The 15,514-nt window shown below is 56.9% G+C and carries 12 protein-coding genes and 1 riboswitch; of the genes, 4 read left to right on the top strand and 8 right to left on the bottom strand.

Going from position 1 to position 15,514, the window contains the following annotated elements:
- A complete protein-coding gene (locus FLT43_RS15445) occupies window positions 1-1,338 on the bottom strand; it encodes a TrkH family potassium uptake protein (protein ID WP_087444470.1) in 1,338 nt (445 codons plus the stop codon).
- Window positions 1,339-1,519: 181 nt separating this feature from the next.
- Here FLT43_RS15445 and FLT43_RS15440 point away from each other — a divergent pair, with 181 nt between their 5' ends.
- Window positions 1,520-1,705: an EamA family transporter gene (locus FLT43_RS15440; protein ID WP_174818174.1), complete on the top strand. Its 186-nt coding sequence runs from the start codon at window positions 1,520-1,522 to the stop codon at window positions 1,703-1,705.
- A 57-nt stretch (window positions 1,706-1,762) separates the two neighbouring features.
- Here the strand turns inward: FLT43_RS15440 and FLT43_RS15435 are convergent, their stop codons facing one another.
- The 5 genes from FLT43_RS15435 to FLT43_RS15415 all read right to left on the bottom strand — a co-directional run bounded on the left by FLT43_RS15435 (window position 1,763) and on the right by FLT43_RS15415 (window position 7,782).
- On the bottom strand, window positions 1,763-2,758 hold the full coding sequence (locus FLT43_RS15435; RefSeq protein WP_087444469.1) for a tetratricopeptide repeat protein: 996 nt from the start codon (window positions 2,756-2,758) through the stop codon (window positions 1,763-1,765).
- Between the two features lie 349 nt (window positions 2,759-3,107).
- The gene (locus FLT43_RS15430) at window positions 3,108-4,370 is read right to left on the bottom strand and encodes an MFS transporter (protein WP_115057811.1); all 1,263 of its coding nucleotides are present in this window, start codon (window positions 4,368-4,370) and stop codon (window positions 3,108-3,110) included.
- Window positions 4,371-4,808: 438 nt separating this feature from the next.
- Window positions 4,809-5,519, bottom strand: a complete 711-nt coding sequence (locus tag FLT43_RS15425) for an ABC transporter permease (protein WP_087444467.1) — start codon at window positions 5,517-5,519, stop codon at window positions 4,809-4,811.
- The gene (locus FLT43_RS15420) at window positions 5,516-6,370 is read right to left on the bottom strand and encodes an ABC transporter ATP-binding protein (protein ID WP_087444466.1); all 855 of its coding nucleotides are present in this window, start codon (window positions 6,368-6,370) and stop codon (window positions 5,516-5,518) included. The genes FLT43_RS15425 and FLT43_RS15420 overlap by 4 nt, the downstream gene beginning before the upstream one ends.
- Before the next feature lie 191 nt (window positions 6,371-6,561).
- The gene (locus FLT43_RS15415; RefSeq protein ID WP_087444465.1) at window positions 6,562-7,782 is read right to left on the bottom strand and encodes a LytTR family transcriptional regulator DNA-binding domain-containing protein; all 1,221 of its coding nucleotides are present in this window, start codon (window positions 7,780-7,782) and stop codon (window positions 6,562-6,564) included.
- A gap of 331 nt (window positions 7,783-8,113) precedes the next feature.
- Window positions 8,114-8,213, top strand: a riboswitch (purine riboswitch).
- 108 nt (window positions 8,214-8,321) lie between these two features.
- On the opposite strand from FLT43_RS15415, the gene FLT43_RS15410 reads away from it, so the two are divergent.
- Together FLT43_RS15410 and FLT43_RS15405 are read left to right on the top strand one after the other, a co-directional pair.
- A complete protein-coding gene (locus FLT43_RS15410; protein WP_087444464.1) occupies window positions 8,322-9,752 on the top strand; it encodes an NAD(P)/FAD-dependent oxidoreductase in 1,431 nt (476 codons plus the stop codon).
- Between the two features lie 278 nt (window positions 9,753-10,030).
- Window positions 10,031-10,948 carry a formate/nitrite transporter family protein gene (locus tag FLT43_RS15405; protein WP_087444463.1) on the top strand — a complete coding sequence of 306 codons (918 nt, stop codon included), beginning with the start codon at window positions 10,031-10,033 and terminating at the stop codon, window positions 10,946-10,948.
- A gap of 213 nt (window positions 10,949-11,161) precedes the next feature.
- On the opposite strand, the gene FLT43_RS15400 is transcribed toward FLT43_RS15405, so the two are convergent.
- Window positions 11,162-11,317, bottom strand: coding sequence for a DUF1540 domain-containing protein (locus tag FLT43_RS15400; RefSeq protein ID WP_087444462.1), 156 nt, complete (start codon window positions 11,315-11,317; stop codon window positions 11,162-11,164).
- An 806-nt stretch (window positions 11,318-12,123) separates the two neighbouring features.
- On the opposite strand from FLT43_RS15400, the gene FLT43_RS15395 reads away from it, so the two are divergent.
- Window positions 12,124-14,052, top strand: a complete 1,929-nt coding sequence (locus FLT43_RS15395) for a beta-N-acetylhexosaminidase (RefSeq protein ID WP_087444461.1) — start codon at window positions 12,124-12,126, stop codon at window positions 14,050-14,052.
- A gap of 168 nt (window positions 14,053-14,220) precedes the next feature.
- Here the strand turns inward: FLT43_RS15395 and FLT43_RS15390 are convergent, their stop codons facing one another.
- A complete protein-coding gene (locus tag FLT43_RS15390; protein ID WP_087444460.1) occupies window positions 14,221-15,300 on the bottom strand; it encodes an FAD:protein FMN transferase in 1,080 nt (359 codons plus the stop codon).
- Window positions 15,301-15,514 lie beyond the last annotated feature (214 nt).

The following is a 15,514-nucleotide window of genomic DNA, read 5'->3' as shown; positions in this document are numbered from 1 at the left end:
TTATCCGATCATGATTTTCCCTTCCGGGTAACGATAGAGCGATTGCTCCCGGCGATTGCCGAGCGCGTAGGCGAGCGTCATCGGCCCGATTCTGCCGATGAACATCGTCATGGCGATGACGAGCTTCCCGAAGGGGGACAGATCGGGGGTCAGCCCCATCGACATGCCCACTGTTGCTACAGCCGATACGGTATCGAACAGAATGCTGATGAACGGCACATCCTCGGTGACCGCCAGCAGCATCGAGACCGACAGCACCATGAACAGCGCCAGGAAAATCACGGTCAACGCCTTGATGATCAGATCTTTCGGCAGACGGTGACGGAACAGCACGGCATCCTCGCGCCCCTTCAGCATCGCATAGACGGCTGCCATCAGAATCGCGAACGTCGTCGTCTTAATCCCGCCGCCCGCAGACCCGGGCGAAGCGCCGACGAACATGAGCATAATCAGGAAAAACTGCGTCACCTGGCGCATATCCGCCACATCCAGCGTTACGGTGCCCGAGGAACGGGTCGAGACCGACTGGAAGAAGGAAGCGTAGATCTTGCCTTCCCAGCTCATCGATCCGAGCGTATAGCTGTTCGAGAACTCGAAGATGAAGAGCAGCAGCGCGCCACCCACGACGAGAAGCGCCGTCATCGACAGGACGACCTTTGAGTGCAGCGAGAGCCGCCGTTTTTTCGGGTAATCATACAGCTCCGCGAGCACGATGAAGCCGAGACCGCCGGCGATGACCAAGAAGAAGGCGACGAGATTGGTCAGCCCATCCTCTGCGAACTGCTGGAAGCTGTCGCCGAACAGGTCGAAGCCAGCATTGTTGAACAGGGATATCGAATGGAACAGACTATACGTGAACGATTGCCCGAGCGGCATCGTCCGGCCCCAGTGCAGTGTCAGCACGACGGTGGCCGACGATTGGATGATGACGACGAAGATGATGACCCGCCGAATCGTGCGCACAATCCCTTCCATGCTGTTGGCATTGATCGACTCCTGCAGGATAAGACGCTCGCGGAGCGATATCTTTTTGCCCAGCATCAGATAGAACAGTAATGCCACCGACATGAAGCCGATGCCCCCGATCTGGACGAGGGAAATAATGACTCCCTGCCCGAAGGGAGAAAAGGTCGTGCCGACATCGACGACGACCAGCCCCGTTACGCAGACGGCGGAGGTCGCCGTAAATAACGCGTCCACGAAGGAGATGGAATGACCCTCCATTAGTGAGATGGGCAGCTTCAGCAGCAGGGTTCCGATTGAAATTATAAAGAGAAAACCGGTCACCAGCACGCGGGCGGGCGTCCAGTGCAGCGTCCTTTTTTTCAACAGCGTCATAACAGAAGGTCTCCTTTAGGTCCATAACGAAAAAAATAATAAGCGCAATGACGCCAGTTCGGCGCCGAGACGGATTGGAAATTAAAACGAAGACTAGTATATCGTTCTCCGCTTCCGTTGTAAACAAGGGTTCCCTGATTTACTGAACATTTTCCTCTTCTGTGGAATGGAATGCAAGCTTTTGCGGGCGGTTCTATTTCATTGCGATTCAGAAGGGCGAGGTCTCGAAGGTAGCCCGGTCGACAAGCTCAGCGTCGTGTTGGCCGCGGGGCTTGCTTTTCTGTTCCTGCGGGAACGGTTGTCGCTTATCGTTAGCCTGGGCACGCTGCTGATTACCGTCGGAGTGATCATGACGGCGATCGGCTGATCGGAGCAAGGAGAAGGGATAGGAAGCCGTACATACGCGAAGCGGCCTAAGGTGTCATTATGACGCCCAAGGCCGCCCGTATACTTTCCAATTGACATACCACCGGCTAATCCAATGTGTCGACACATGAAGCAGGACAAAGGCAACGAGCAGTACCGGTTTAAGATAAGCGAATAAGACCCAAAAGACAAACAATATCCACGGATTCAGCTTCTGGAACCACTGAGCCGGCAGCCAGACGAGGCGGAAGGCGAGGTTGGCCTTCTGCAGCGTCTCCATATACTCCTCCCGGACCTGGGAATCGTCGGGATCCAGACGGACCGCCTTCTCCATCAGACGAAGCGAATGGTTCTTCTCCCCGCGCTGGTCGGCTGCCCATGCGAGCTGCATCAGCGTGTAGGCATGCTCCTCTTCCATCGCCAATGCCTGACGTTCGGCTTCCTTCGACTCCACCGTCCGATCCAACTGCGCCAATACATAGCTGTACGTGGCGTAAGCGAGTCCGGCCGGCTCGATATCGATGCACCGCTCCAGCGAGAGGACGGCCTGCTCCAGCGCGCCCTTGCGCATCTGATGCTGCGCGAGCAGCAGATGCGGCGTCGGATCATCCGGCGCCATCGCGATCAGTTGCCTCGCCGCCGTCTCGAAGGCAACCCATTCTCCCCGGTCATAGTAGATACCCATCCGCACCCGCCAGGCGTCTGGCTGATAAATATCCCGCCGCAGCGCTTCACCCGCCCAATCGAGAGCTTTGTCCGGATCGACCGGCTTGTGAACGACGGCAGCCAGCGACATAATGGTCGGGTGCTCCGGATATTCCAACTGCAGCTGCATGGCTTCACGCAGCGCTTCCTGATATTCCTGTCTCTGATAGAGCTGGTTGATGCGCTGGATGGCCTGCTGCAAATATCGAATCGTATGTTGATCGTACTCTTCCCTGCCGCAGTCCGAATTCGCTTCGTCTGCCGCCGGGGTCTGCTCCTGCGCTGCCGGAGGACATGGTTCGGTGTCTGTCGGGTCCTGAACCGGCTCTTGATGCGCATTCTGCGTCATCCTCCATCACCTCCAAGTATTTTCTTATGCTGTCTAGAACGATGGATATGTGATCCGTATCTCCACGGTAACATGTGATAGTCTTACTGGCTGGCGAATCGGGGCGGATTCCACAAGCTCCTCATCCAACTGCGGACTTGCCGGGATAGCGGGTTCGTTCACGGGTCTGATGCGAGATGCTGCCGCGATCGGCGTATGCAAGCAACGATTGCAAGCTCATCATATTGTAGATCTAGTGAGCGCGGGGAGCAAGTGTAAAGAGGGGAAGCTCGGACAAATGTGTCCAAACGGTGAAGCACCGCAATCCGAAGCGGCGGTGGCCACGGCGAATTACGGTGCTGTCGGTACATTATGCTTCGGCATCTTGCGCCCATTCATTCAACGTGCGATCCTTCGGCAGCAGCAGAGCGAGAACGCCCAGGAGCGGCAGGAAGCCGCAGATGATCATAATCTGGCTAATGCCGAAGCCGTCGATGAAGTAGCCGAGCGCCAAGGCGCCGACTCCGCCCATGCCGAAGGCGAAGCCGGTGATGAGGCCGGAGACCGTCCCGATATTGCCCGGATGGAGCTGCTGGGCGTAGATAACGGTCACCGAGAAGCTGGAGAGCAGGATGAAGCCGGTAAGCGCCAACAGCACCCCAGCCCAGAACAGATTGACGAACGGCAGCAGCAGCGCCAAGGGCGCGGTGCCGAGCATCGAGGCCAGGATGAGATTGCGGCGGCCGAACCGATCCGCCAGCGGCCCGCCGAAGAAGGTGCCGACCGCACCTGCTCCCAGGAACAGAAAGATATACAATTGGGCCTGGTCCAGCGTAAGCTTGTAGTCTTCCATTAAATAAAAAGCATAATAGCTGCCGATAGCGGCTCCGTACCAGGAGCGGACGAAGACGACCACGACGAGAATCAGGGTCGCCCAGGTGATGCTTTTGCGCCTTGCCGGGTCCATCTTGCGCTGATTATGGCGCTTCGCGAATGTGTACCCGGCGTCGAGCATGCCGCGGTACCAGCGTGCGATATACGTCTGCACGGCGATGCCGGCCCCTGCGATGAAGGTGAAGCCGAGCGCTCCCATCTGACCGAAGGGGATAAAAACCCACTTGGTCAGCATCGGGGCAAGGGACTGCCCGGTGTTGCCGCCGACCTGGAAGATGGATTGGGCAAGTCCTTTGCGAAGTCCGGCGGCCATATGGGCGACGCGCATCCCTTCCGGATGGAAGGCGGCCGAGCCGAGTCCGACGAGGATGACGGCCAGCAGCACCAGCCCGTAATTCGGCGCCAGCGCCAAGAGGAGCACGCCGAAAAACGTGAACGTCATGCCGATGGGCAGCAGCGCCGGCGTCGGCCGCCGATCGGCCGCATAGCCGACAACTGGCTGCATAATCGAAGCGGTGAAGTTGATGGCGAAGGCGATCCAGCCGATCTGTCCGTACGAGAGCCGCATCGTATCTTTTAATATCGGAAAAATCGCGGGAATGACGGCTTGAATCGAATCATTGAACAGATGGACGAAGCTGATGGCCAGCAGAATGCGGAAGACCGTATCCTGCTGCGGGCTTGCCTGCTTGAGCAGATCGGGCGCAGGGCGCGAGGCGGCTATTGGTTTGCTGTTCATATGCAGCTCCTTTCTTGACGGATGTATCATAATGGCGGCCTTGCGTCCTTCTCAACCGGACAACGGATGGACAGACGGGAAGGGGCCGTTCAATAAACCTTCGGAAGATAAGGCCATGTCCCGCAACGTTCATCGGGATGATGCTACGATACAAGTTTTTGGGACGGGAGGCAATCCAAATTATTCCGCAGATCGGAGCGCAAACCGGGCATTCCCGCCGCCGGAAGCGGTCTTGCGCTGGATATCGCAATCCAGCAGCCGCTTGGCCGGATAACGCGAAGCCGGCCTGCGGAAGCAAACCGGCAGGCCGGAACAGGGCGGCATATATCCTTTTTGTTGCCTCTTTGGGGGCGCCGGTCGGCCCGGCGTCGAATGCTGTCTTTATTTCTCGGGAAATAGTCCCAGCTGTCGACGGCTGCGGTGCGTGCTCTCGCTCGCCTACACGTCATACCGCTTCGTGCGGTACGTCGTGTAGCACAGGAGCAGGCAGGCGGCCAACCAGACGACGATGATGCCGGCATGCGGCAGTGCGTCGGCCAGCGTCCCGCCATTCCACAGCTTGAAGCAAGCCAGGGACAGCTGCTCCGTCGGCAGATAACTGATAATCAAGTCGACCGCCGGATGGTTCAGAAGCGAGCCGAACATGGGCCCCATCAGGAAGAGAAGGAGCAGCGGCATGCCGAGGAAGGAAGTCTCCATCGACGTTCGGGATAGCAAGCCGATCAGGGTGCCGATCGCCAAATACATCAAGATGCTTGGAACAAGCAGAATGACAAGGGCAAGCGGAGACAGGGCGGGAGTATCCGCGATCAACAGGGTCAAAATAATGGCTGCCACTGTCATTAGAGCAGCGATGACGCTCTTGCCAATCAACACCTCAAACGGTCTGGCCGGCGAGAGCATGAGCACTCGCAGTGTATGCTTCTCCTTCTCCTCGGCGACCATCATCGCGAGCACGAAGGCCCCTGTCATCGTCAGCGCCATATTGATTGGCATCGACGGCACACTGGTCCCTGCTTCCTCCATGCCGCGGAACAGAAAGGCGAAGATAATCGGCAGAACGGCCGTGCTCAGCAGAACGGGATTGCGGAAGCAATCCTTCCATTCTTTCTCGACAATCGCCGAGATTCGTTTCCATGCGTAAGTCATAATACGGCTCCCCCCGTAATTCTAATAAAAATATCGCTTAACGTCGGTTCATTCGAATGGATGGACACCAGCTTCCCGGAGGTCATCGCCTCGGAGACGCGGCGCGCGCCTTCCTCGTCACAGTCCACCTGATACGATCCGTCCGTTGTCGTGAGTGTAATCGTCGCATCGGCAAAGCGGCGGCGAAGCAACTGCGGCGTATCCATGGCGCTGATGAGCCCTTGATGCAGAAAGGCGATTCGATCGCAGAGCGTCTCCGCTTCTTCCATGTCGTGCGTGGAGAGAAAGATGGTCGTCCCGGCGCGATTCAATTCTTTCAACGATTCATGAATGCGGCGGGTGTTCCCCGGATCGAGCGCCGACGTCGGCTCATCCAGGAACAGAATCTCCGGTCCGTGAAGCAGGGCCCGGGCCAGCGTGACACGCTGCTTCATTCCTTTGGACAGGTTTTTGACGACGGTTTGCCGTTCGTGCGCCAGATTGACCTGTTCCAGTGCTTCCGTCACTCTGTTGGCAGGCACCTGGTACAGCTTGCAGAACATTTCCAGATTGTCCTGCACAGACAGCCGATCGTATAACGTGCTGTTGTCGGTCAGGATGCCGATGCGGGACAAATGCTGGTAGCGCTCCGCTTCCGTCATACGGGCGACATCCTGCCCGAATACGCGCGCTGTCCCGGATGTAGGCAGCAACTGAGCGGTCAATACTTTAATCGTGGTCGTCTTACCAGATCCGCTTGGCCCGAGGAAGCCGAACGTTTCTCCTTTGTGAACGGCGAAGTCGAGCGACCGGAGCGCGGATTTATTGCCGAACATTTTGGTCAGGGCGCGGGCTTCAATAATAGGTTCCATATTGGTTTCCTCCCATGGGGTAGTTGATGGATTCACTTGAGCTGAACGAGTTCAATTGGTTGACCTCATCATATCCCGGGAGGGAACAGGCTGCCGCAAATGATCGGCGAGAAGCGCACCTCAGGCGATGAACGCAACGGAACGAGTGCTGAATGAACCGGTGCTTGCGGCGGAAATGCGCCGTGTGCCCGTTACGAAATGCCCATAATCGCCTTCATTTCCTCGTATTTGCTCTTCGAGAGCGGCACCGTGCTTTTCTTCTCATCGTCCAGCACAAGGCTGTAGCTGTTGCGTGACCAGATGATGACTTCGCGCACGCGCTGCAGATTGACCAGATACGAGCGATGGCAGCGGAAAAAGCCGAACGGCTTTAATTTCTGCTCCAATTCCTGCAGTGTCATGGAGCACGGATATTCGCCGGATTGGACATGGAGATGAGCCGCTCCGTCCTGGCTCTCGATATAGATCATCTCCAACGGATCGATGAGCACAATTTTGTCCTCCACGCGTGCCGGCACTTTGTCGAAGACAATCTGCGGATAGTGCCGCTGGCTGACAGGCGGCGTCCCGGCCCCGTCCGCAGCATCTGCCGGTGAAGGCGATCCGCCGGCAGCGCTGTCCGCTTCGGAAGCTGGGGGGCCGTCCGCTTGCTTCTTGGCCGTGCTTGGCGCGGCTTCGGGGGAGGAGCGGTCGTCCGCCGCTTCCTGGGGCAAGGCGGCCGTTCCTTCCGCCGCTTGGCTGGAGCCGTCTTCGTCGAGGATGACCTCCTTGAAGCCGGCCGGCGTCCAGCGCAGGACGGTGTCCGTCAGCGTCAGCGCGCTCTCCAGCGAAGGCACGGTCATGAAGAAGGCGGCCCCTTCCTGGCAGAGCTCGCGAATCCATAGGCGCAGCAGGAAGCAGCTCTCCAGGTCGAGATGGAATTCCGGATCCTCCACGATAATCAGCTCAGGCTTCACCGCGGCGGCCCGGGCAAGCTGGAAGCGCCGCTGCTCGGCTTCCGTGCACTTGCCCAGCCGGACGTTCTGCTTGCTCCATAGTCCGGTCAGCTTCAATACGGATTCCAGTCTGAATTTGTCGAATGCATTATATAATTTCATATACAATCCGACAGCCTCCCGCACGGTCAACCGTTCATGCACTGTATCCTCCTGACGGATCCAGCTGATGTGGGCCCTCGCTGCGGGAGAGTGGAGGGGAAGGCCGTTCCAGCTTACGGTTCCGGTAGACGTGGCAGCGGTGCCGGCCAGCACATTCATGATGAGCTGGCCTGTGACATGGTTGCATTGCACGGCCAGGCATTGGCCCGGCTGTACCGTGACATGGAGCGTATCCAGGAGCGTCGAATTGCCTTGGGCGACATAGAGATGGTCGAGAACGAGTCCGCCCGATCGGGCAGGGGAGTCAGGTTTCATTAATTTCACGCCTTTTCATTGAATCTTCTTCAATCGTCATATCCAATGGCAAGCTTAGCAGCTTCGGGCCAGGACACACATTCTCCATCATAGCGTATTTTTCGTGAACGGGAGTAAAGGATCTTGGGGCTGAAGCCGATGGAAAAAAAGTATGCGATTTTCGTAAATATTCGGATTTGGGCTTACTTTTCTTTCTGAACCCTATGGATTTCTTCCCTTTTTACGAAAAAATAACGAACGATAAAACAAAACTTCGTTGACACGTTCGGCTAAATTCGTTACAATATCCATGTCGTCCCCTTGGGGGAGCGGCAATAAAGTTGATCACAATGTTGGCATTATTATTCCTGTTCGTATATTCCCGGAGATAAGGTCCGGGGGTCTCTACCAGGAGCCGTAAATTCCTGACTACGAGCGGTGTGCTTCCGCATACCCGGGTGAAGTCAGGATTTTTGTCGTCCAGAAAAGGAACGGAAATTTCGTCATTCGCCCCATTCAGATTCATACAACGTGTTATGAACGAGGAGGATCTTGATCTTATGAGCAAGTATGATGTCATTGTCGTTGGTGCAGGGCCTGCGGGAATTTTTACATGCTATGAGTTGACGTTGAAAGCCCCCGGCCTTAACGTTTTGTTAGTGGACAAAGGCCATGATATATACCGGCGGAGCTGTCCGATTCTGGAGGAGAAAATTCAATTATGCCCTCCGGCTATCGGCCGCAAAGAATTCGCCGGATGCTTGCCCGCCTGTTCCATCACGAACGGCTTCGGCGGAGCCGGCGCCTACAGTGACGGCAAATTCAACATTACGACCGAATTCGGCGGCTGGCTGACCGATTATTTGCCGCCGTCGCAGGTGCTCGACCTCATTCAATACGTGGACCGGATCAATTTGGACCACGGCGCTACGACGAATATAACGGACCCGACGACGGATACCGTGCGCCGGATTGAACAGCAGGGATATGCGGCAGGGCTGAAGCTGCTGCGTGCGGAAGTCCGCCACTTGGGGACGGAGCAGAACCTGGAGATTTTACAATCGATTTTTGAATACTTGAAGACGCGGATCGAAATGATGCATAAGACCGAAGTGGCGGATCTCGTAACCGTGAAGGAAGACGGCCGCCATGTCGTGAAGGGCATCGAGCTGAAGGGCGGCGAGACGATTGAAGCCGATCGCGTCGTTGTCGTGCCGGGACGGGACGGCTCCGCCTGGCTGACGGAGATTCTGAAGAAGCGCCGCCTGAAAATGTACAACAATCAGGTCGACGTTGGCGTGCGCGTCGAGACACCGGACGTTGTCATGCGCGAGATTAACGAGCATCTGTATGAAGGAAAATTCATTTTCAACACGTCTGTAGGCACACGGGTGCGCACATTCTGCAGCAATCCGTCCGGACATGTCGTGGTGGAGAACCACAGCGGCATTATGTGCGCGAACGGTCATTCCTACAAGGATCCGAAGCTCGGCTCGAAAAATACGAACTTCGCTCTGCTCGTATCGCACACGTTCACGGAGCCGTTCGACAAGCCGAACGAATATGCCCGCGAAATCTGCAAGCGCGCCAACGATCTGTCCGGCGGCGGCGTCATTGTGCAGAAGTACGGCGATATTCTACGCGGGCGCCGTTCTACCGAGAAGCGCATCCGGGAAGGCTTCCTGGAGCCGACGCTGCGCGAGGGGGTCCCAGGCGATCTGGGCCTCGTGCTGCCATACAACACAATGAAGAGCCTCATCGAAATGATGGAGGCGCTGGACAAGGTAACGCCGGGAATCGCTTCCGAGCATACGCTGTTTTATGGCGTCGAGGCGAAGTTCTACTCCGCCCGCCCGAAGCTGGATGCGTCGCTCGAATCCGAGATTGCCGGACTGTACTGCGGCGGCGACGGAGCCGGCGTCACCCGCGGGCTGGCGCAAGCCGGGGCAGCCGGAGTTCATATTGCCCGCAGCATTATCGGCACAGCATAATGGATATATAGAAGTCCGCGGCCGCAAGGTGCGCGGGCTTTTTCCGTTCTTGCGGCGTCCTGACTTGTTCCACGATATGTTGTTAGATTGTTAATTTTGAACATTACCTTGTGACAAAATGCACAACCTCGGTGCGGAAGCTTCGATACAATGAACTTGCATCTTTGGCATCTGCCTGGAATACGGCGCCTCATTCCATAGGGTGTGACGCTTCCGTCCATCCGGGAGGATGCGATAATATGCCAGCAAGGTACTTGCAGTGCAGGAGGTAATGCAGTATGGCAGGATACTTGAAGCCGCAGGAGATTGCGGCAGCGACAGTGGAGACAGGGGCGTCCAAGGCCCGCAATCCGCTGTCGGTCATGGTGATATTGGGATTTCTGGCAGGCGCGTTCATCGCGCTGGGATACTTACTGTATATACGGGTGACGGCTGGCGCGCCGCCGGAGTGGGGAACAATCACGGGGCTTATCGGCGCTTCCCTCTTCCCGATCGGGCTCATCCTCGTCCTGCTGGGAGGCGGAGAGCTGCTGACCGGCAATATGATGGCGGTCCCATTGGCCCGGATGAAGGGCCGGATTACGACCGCCGAGGTCGTTCGCAATCTGATCGTCATTACGTTAAGCAACTTCTTGGGCGCGATCTTCGTCGCTTACTTCTTCGGGCATATCGTCGGTCTGACCGCCGATGGCGTCTATCTCGAGAAGACGGTGTCCGTCGCCGGGCACAAGCTGGAAGAAGGCTTCCTGCAAGCGTTCGTCTCCGGTATCGGCTGCAACTGGCTCGTCGCGCTGGCAGTGTGGCTGTCTTATGGCTCCAAGAGCTTCAGCGGCAAAGTATTGGGCATCTGGTTCCCGACGATGACGTTCGTGGCCATCGGCTTCCAGCACGTGGTGGCCAACATGTTCGTCATTCCGGCAGCCATCTTCGAAGGCTATTACAGCTGGGGAGAATATATGATGAACTTCATCCCCGTCTGGCTCGGCAATCTCACCGGCGGTGCCGTCTTCGTGGCCGGCGCTTACTGCCTGGCCTATTTGCGGCCGAATCCGGATCCGGCCTTGCCGGCGCAGACTTCCGGAACGCGCGCATCCGCTTCTGCTGTTGTAACGGCTTCTGCTGCTTCTGCTTCATCAGCGGCTCCAGCTACGTCGGCTTCCCCCTCGGGCAGCCTTGACCACTCTGTCACGGGATAAGCTTCCGCTCGCGGCATATATCGAACCAGGTCCGTCCGGGTCGGGCCTGGTTTCTTGATCCTTGCGCCGTTAAGGAGATGGCCGGTTCGGGGGAGTTGCCCCGCTTTATTTTTCTTGGGTAGGATAGGAAATTGCATAAAATCCGGATATCATGATAATAATTATCATTATCACATAGAAAAAAGCAGCCCGGCAAGGCTGCTTGGACATACCTTAAAGTTTGGGCTCGAACGTTTTACAGTCAGTTTCTTCGGAGTTGCTTGCTTGTCTGCCTTGACGATTCACGACATAAATAGAAGAAGCGTTGCATTTGTTTCCGGCAGCCCAATATTTGCAGCTGTTCACTTCGCACAGCACGTCTTTAGCCATTGTGTGTCACCCCCTTTGCAATAGGATTGACGGGATCCGGGCGGTTCTATACGTCCGGCCGCTGCAATGACTGCCTCAAGACATGGATCGGCAAGCCATGTCTTTTTTGGCATGTCCCTGAAAAAACGGCGAGGGAGCGTTGATGAGCAGCCCTTGCACAGGCTGGAATCTTTAACGGTCCGTTTTTTTGATCGACTTAGGCATTGTGGGCTGGGGAAGCCCTGATTCCGACTTTGCTCCACTATGCCGATGGCTCAGGGGCGTAAGCCACCACTTGCAGTCTTATGGTCATTATCCCAACAGCTCAGGCGTCAAGCTGAGTGCTGGGGATAGTGGAACAAAGGGGCGGGTAGAGGCCTAGCGCTCTTTATTGCCATTATCCCACCGGCTCAGGGGTGCAAACTGAGTGCTGGGGATAGTGGAACAAAGGGGCGGGTAGAGGCCTAGCGCTCCTTATTGTCATTATCCCAACAGCTCAGGCGTCAAACTGAGTGCTGGGGATAGTGGAACAAAGGGGCGGTAGAGCCCTCGCGTTCCTTATTGTCATTATCCCAACAGCTCAGGCGTCAAGCTGAGTGCTGGGGATAGTGGAACAAAGGAGGCGGTAGAGCTCTCGCGTTCCTTAGCCCCCGCAGTTTCTAAAACCGTCCTCCCCACGACTCAGCGGGCATATCTGGCGTGTATTTTGAACAATGGGTGACGCCTGCGGTTGCATAACGGGATCGATAGCGCTATCCTAATCACATCCTGCCGCTTACACTGACCCGAACGGTGCAGATTTATACAACTAGAGGAGGAACACGACGATGCAGATTCTTTTCAGTGGCGATGTTGACCGCTTCATGCCCGGTATCCTGGAACTGCGGGAGCTGCTTAATGTGGAAATAAGTGAGGGAGGGAATCCCGCTCCCGATGCAGTAGCTATACAGGTTGAGCAGGCCACCGGGGAGTTAACGGTGTCCTGGGACGGAGGCGCCGGATTGATCCGCTATGCGGAGCCGATCCATTTTTTCCGGGGGCTGGGCCGGTTCGTGGAAGCTTATCGCCAGGGTAGGGCGTTCCATATTGTCGAGCAGCCGCAATTCACGTACAACGGTGCGATGATCGATGCTTCGCGGAACGCTGTTCCCCATCTGGCTATGCTGAAGGAATTGCTGCGATCGATGGCGCTGATGGGCCTGAACGGCATCATGCTCTATACGGAAGATACGTACGAGGTGCCGGAGCGGCCCTATTTCGGTTATATGCGCGGACGGTATACCGCAGACGAGCTGCGGGCCATTGACGATTATGCGGCCCAGTTCGGCATCGAGGTGGTGCCGTGCATTCAGACGCTGGGGCATCTGGCCCAGGCGCTGAAATGGGATGAGGCCGAAGAGCTGCGCGATACGGAGGATGTGCTGCTGGCCGGGTCCGAGGCTACCTACCGCTTCATTGAGGATATGATCGCGGCCGCCTCGAAGCCGCTCCGTTCGAACCGGATCCATATCGGCATGGACGAGGCGTTCGGACTCGGGCTTGGGCGATACTTGTTCAAGCACGGCTTCCGGGAACGGTTCGACATTATGAACGATCATTTGCGGCGCGTGCTGGAGATTACTGAAAAACATGGCTTGAAGCCGATGATGTGGAGCGATATGTATTTCCATCTGCTGATGAATAACGGGGGCCATTATTACGATTTGGATCTGGAGTTTTCCAGCGATGCAGTGGCTCGGATTCCGAAAGGCGTCCAGTTCGTCTATTGGGACTATTACCATGACGATCAGAAGTTCTATGAGAACTTCCTCGACAAGCACCGCGCGCTCGGTTCGGATCCGGTGTTCGCTGGCGGCGTCTGGCTGTGGGGCAGCATGAGCCCGAACTATGGCAAGACATGGCAGAACACGAATCCGGCGCTTCTGGCCTGCAAGGCGAAGGGCATTCGTGAACTATTCGCGACGGCGTGGGGGGACAATGGGCAGGAGACGAACCATTTGACGATTCTTCCGGGCCTGCAGTTGTTCGCCGAGCACGGGTACACGGAAGGCGAAGTGGACGAGGCTGCACTGGCGGATCGCTTCCGTCTCTGCACCGGCCAGCGTCTGGCCGATTATTGGCAGCTGACCTATCTGGACGAAACGCCGGGTGTGACGAAGAACAATATGCATAGCTCGAACGCGTCCAAGTTCCTGCTCTGGCAGGATACGTTAATCGGTCTGTTCGACAAAGATCTGGAAGGCGAACTGGAGACGGCGCTGCCGGCGCATTATGCGAAGCTGGCCGAACGGTTGGCCGCGGCCGAAGCGCAAGCTGCGGGCACGCATAAGCGGGTGTTCGGGTTCTATGCGAAGCTGGCGGAGACGCTGGCCATGAAGGGTACGCTCGGTCTGCAGGTGACCGCCGCCTACCGGACGCGGGAACATGACAAGCTCCGCAGCCTGGCGGAGCGCGTCATTCCGCGCGTCCGCGCGCAGGTGGATCTGACGCGCAAGGCGCATCGCGCGCTGTGGATGGCGACGAGCAAGCCGTTCGGCTGGGAAGTGCTTGACATCCGCTACGGCGGGGTGATGGCCCGGCTGCAATCGGCCGAGGATCGGCTGCTCGATTATGTGGAGGGCCGGGTGGACAGACTCGAGGAGCTAGAGGCGGGGCGGCTGCCGTTCAATGCGAATGATCCGGTCGGAGAGCATCGCGTCTCGCATTCTCCGTTCTTCCATCGCATCGCGACCGGCGCTGTGCTGTCCGCGATTTAGGTAAATAGGAGCGCAGGCAAGGACTTGGAACGTCGATGGACGGGTACCGTGTACGGTGCGGACGCTGCAAATGCTGTAAATGTTACAAATGCTGCAAATGCAGCAGGGGTGCCGTCCGGCCGGATAAGGCCAGGGGCACCCCTTCATCTCGCCACAGGCAGGAAACGACTACTGCTTGACGATTGTGTAATTGCTATTCGTCAACTCGAAGATATCCTTAATGCCCGGTGTGCAGTATACTTTATGATCGGTCGTGATGAAAATGGCCTCGGCTTCCGGATTGGATTCGATGAACTTCATCCCTTCGTCCAGTCCGAGTGCGAATGTCGAGGTGGACAGCGCATCGGCATGAGTCGAGCTGCTTGTCACGATCGTGACGCTGCTCAGAGTATTCTCGACCGGATACCCGGTCATCGGGTCCAGAATATGGTGATAGTGCTTGCCGTTCTCGACGAAATACCGTTCATACACGCCGGAGGTGACAATCGTCTTGTTCTGCACCGTCATTTTGCCGATCTGATTGCCGCGTGTCTCATCCGGATCCTGGACCCCGATGATCCAATCCTTGCCGCCCGGCTTCGGCCCGACGGCGAAAATGTTACCGCCGAGATCGACGATCGCGCTCTCGAATCCTGACTCGCGCAAATAATCCGCGATGCGGTCAGCGGCATAGCCTTTGCCGATGCTGCCGAGGTCAAGCTCCATGCCTTCCTTCTCGAGCTTCACTTCCCGCTTGTCCGGATTGAGGGTGACATCCCGGTAGTCGACCAGTTCCAGCTTCTGCTTCAATTCGGCAGGATCGGGAACCTTGGCATTCTCCGAGCCGATGCCCCACAGATCGACGATCGGGCCGACTGTCGGATCGAACATGCCTCCGGTGCGCTTGGCATAGTCCAGCGAGGTGGCGATAATATCGAACGTATCCTGAGAGACTGCCACGGCTTCCTTGCCGGAAGCGGCTTGGACTTTCGAGATTTCGCTCTCCTTGTCCTGACGGTTCATTTTATGGTCGATCTCCTTCAGGACCGCTTCAATGTCTTTGAATTGGGCGTCTCCCGCCCGTTCATCATATATTTTGACCGTCACGATCGTATCGAAAATAAAATACGTTTGCTGCTTGATCGAAGACGCCCCGGAGGCGGATCCGGCGTTCGTCGCATTCCCCTTGGCGCATCCGCCAAGCGCGAGGACGAAGGCCGCGAGCAGAAGGAGACAGCTTCGGAGCGGCAGCCGTCGATGTTGTGTCATGATTCTCAATTCCCCCGTTCGGATAGACTGACTAGATATCGGTTCGCGCCGGCTTCCCATGGCGGTGAAGCTCGCTTGCGGAACACGCTTATTATAACAGTTACGGATGGAGTTGCAAGGAAGCGTGTTACGATCCGCTCAGGGCAGGGATTGCTTAGCGGATGTCATCTTGGGATGGGCAGATGTCATCGGATGGACATGGAAGTTCATTGAT

It is taken from the genome of Paenibacillus thiaminolyticus (genome assembly GCF_007066085.1).
Classification (GTDB): domain Bacteria; phylum Bacillota; class Bacilli; order Paenibacillales; family Paenibacillaceae; genus Paenibacillus_B; species Paenibacillus_B thiaminolyticus.
The sequence above is the reverse complement of the archived record's forward strand: the minus strand, read 5'-3'. Positions and strand labels throughout refer to the sequence as shown.

Coding starts and splice junctions, on each gene's coding strand:
- FLT43_RS15425 (WP_087444467.1), bottom strand. CDS start 5,519: ATGACTTACGCATGGAAACGAATCTCGGCGATTGTCGAGAAAGAATGG.
- FLT43_RS15430 (WP_115057811.1), bottom strand. CDS start 4,370: ATGAACAGCAAACCAATAGCCGCCTCGCGCCCTGCGCCCGATCTGCTC.
- FLT43_RS15390 (WP_087444460.1), bottom strand. CDS start 15,300: ATGACACAACATCGACGGCTGCCGCTCCGAAGCTGTCTCCTTCTGCTC.
- FLT43_RS15435 (WP_087444469.1), bottom strand. CDS start 2,758: ATGACGCAGAATGCGCATCAAGAGCCGGTTCAGGACCCGACAGACACC.
- FLT43_RS15420 (WP_087444466.1), bottom strand. CDS start 6,370: ATGGAACCTATTATTGAAGCCCGCGCCCTGACCAAAATGTTCGGCAAT.
- FLT43_RS15405 (WP_087444463.1), top strand. CDS start 10,031: ATGGCAGGATACTTGAAGCCGCAGGAGATTGCGGCAGCGACAGTGGAG.
- FLT43_RS15415 (WP_087444465.1), bottom strand. CDS start 7,782: ATGAAACCTGACTCCCCTGCCCGATCGGGCGGACTCGTTCTCGACCAT.
- FLT43_RS15400 (WP_087444462.1), bottom strand. CDS start 11,317: ATGGCTAAAGACGTGCTGTGCGAAGTGAACAGCTGCAAATATTGGGCT.
- FLT43_RS15410 (WP_087444464.1), top strand. CDS start 8,322: ATGAGCAAGTATGATGTCATTGTCGTTGGTGCAGGGCCTGCGGGAATT.
- FLT43_RS15445 (WP_087444470.1), bottom strand. CDS start 1,338: ATGACGCTGTTGAAAAAAAGGACGCTGCACTGGACGCCCGCCCGCGTG.
- FLT43_RS15395 (WP_087444461.1), top strand. CDS start 12,124: ATGCAGATTCTTTTCAGTGGCGATGTTGACCGCTTCATGCCCGGTATC.